Origin of the sequence: Vibrio sp. Vb2880, from assembly GCF_033337975.1 — a bacterium.
In the GTDB taxonomy this organism is placed as follows: domain Bacteria; phylum Pseudomonadota; class Gammaproteobacteria; order Enterobacterales; family Vibrionaceae; genus Vibrio; species Vibrio alginolyticus.
Map to the genome: position 1 here is coordinate 1 of NZ_JAWORT010000073.1, position 1,291 is coordinate 1,291.

General features: G+C 43.2%; 1 protein-coding gene. It reads left to right on the top strand.

Going from position 1 to position 1,291, the window contains the following annotated elements:
• Window positions 1-53 precede the first annotated feature (53 nt).
• Window positions 54-1,258, top strand: a protein-coding gene (locus R7M92_RS24915) for an IS3 family transposase (RefSeq protein WP_151514398.1) whose coding sequence is annotated in 2 segments (ribosomal slippage) — window positions 54-405 and window positions 405-1,258 — 1,206 coding nt in all. Because the reading frame shifts where the segments join, the coding sequence is not laid out codon by codon here.
• Window positions 1,259-1,291: the final 33 nt, after the last annotated feature.

Sequence of the window (1,291 nt, forward strand, 5' to 3'; positions counted from 1 at the left end):
TGTGCCGTCCTAAATAAGGTTGACACTTTCCACCCCCAAAATTGGAGAGTGTTATGAAATCAACAACTAAAAGAACTCAGCGCGATTACTCCCTCGCTTTTAAACTCACTGTAGTTGATGAGGTTGAAAAAGGAAGCCTCACTTACAAACAAGCCCAAGAGAAGTATGGCATCCAAGGTTGCTCTACGGTTTTGGTTTGGCTTCGTAAGCATGGTCGACTAGATTGGTCTAAAGGGACACCTAACTTTATGTCCAAAGGAGACTCTATGGCCGAGTTCAATTCACCTCCTACACCAGAGCAACGTATTAAAGAGCTTGAGAAGCAGCTCGAAGATGCTCAACTCAAAGCCGACTTCTTTGAAGCTGTCGTGAACGTTATGGAACGTGACTATGGTGTTAGAGTGACAAAAAAGCACAAAGAAGCGTTGTCCAAGAGAAAACCATAGTAGGTTTGAGCGTTACGAAGTTTTGTCAGTTAGTACAAATCTCTCGCCAAGCTTATTATAAGCAATGTCAAACTCAATCTCGTTGTGAACATCATGAGCATGCTGTCATTGGCTTTGTCCGTGAAGTCAGGCTGAAGCAGCCACGCATTGGCACGCGTAAACTGAAGTTCTTAGCAGCAACAAAGGGCATTCAAATAGGTCGCGATAAGCTCTTTGAACTTCTCAGAAAGCATCGGCTGTTAGTGAGAGCAAGACGAGCCTATCACCGAACGACTGACAGCCGTCATCGATTTTTCTGTCACCCAAACAAAGTGAAAGATGGGCTGACACCAACGAAGCCAGAACAACTGTGGGTTGCTGATATTACTTACTTGCCAACTCAAAATGGAGAGAGTTATCTCAGCTTGGTTACAGACGCTTATTCAAGGAAGATTGTTGGTTTTTATGTGGATGACAACATGAAAACTCAATCAGTTAAGCGGGCATTTATCTCAGCTCTCAGGCAACGGCAGAGTGAAGAAAAGCTAATACACCACTCAGATAGAGGCTCACAATACTGTTCGAAGGAATATCAAGATATCCATAAGAAACATAGAGTGACTTGCTCAATGACTGACGGGTATGACTGTTATCAGAATGCTTTAGCTGAGCGTGTAAATGGGATACTCAAAATGGAGCTCTTGCTGAAGAAACCGAAAGATCTGAAAGAAGCAAGGACGATGGTAGCAGAGTCCGTAGATATCTATAATCAAATGAGGCCTCATACGGCTTTAAAATACAAAACGCCCGATGAAGTACATCGAGCGTTTTAGTTAAAAAGTGTCAACCCATATCAGGACGGGTCA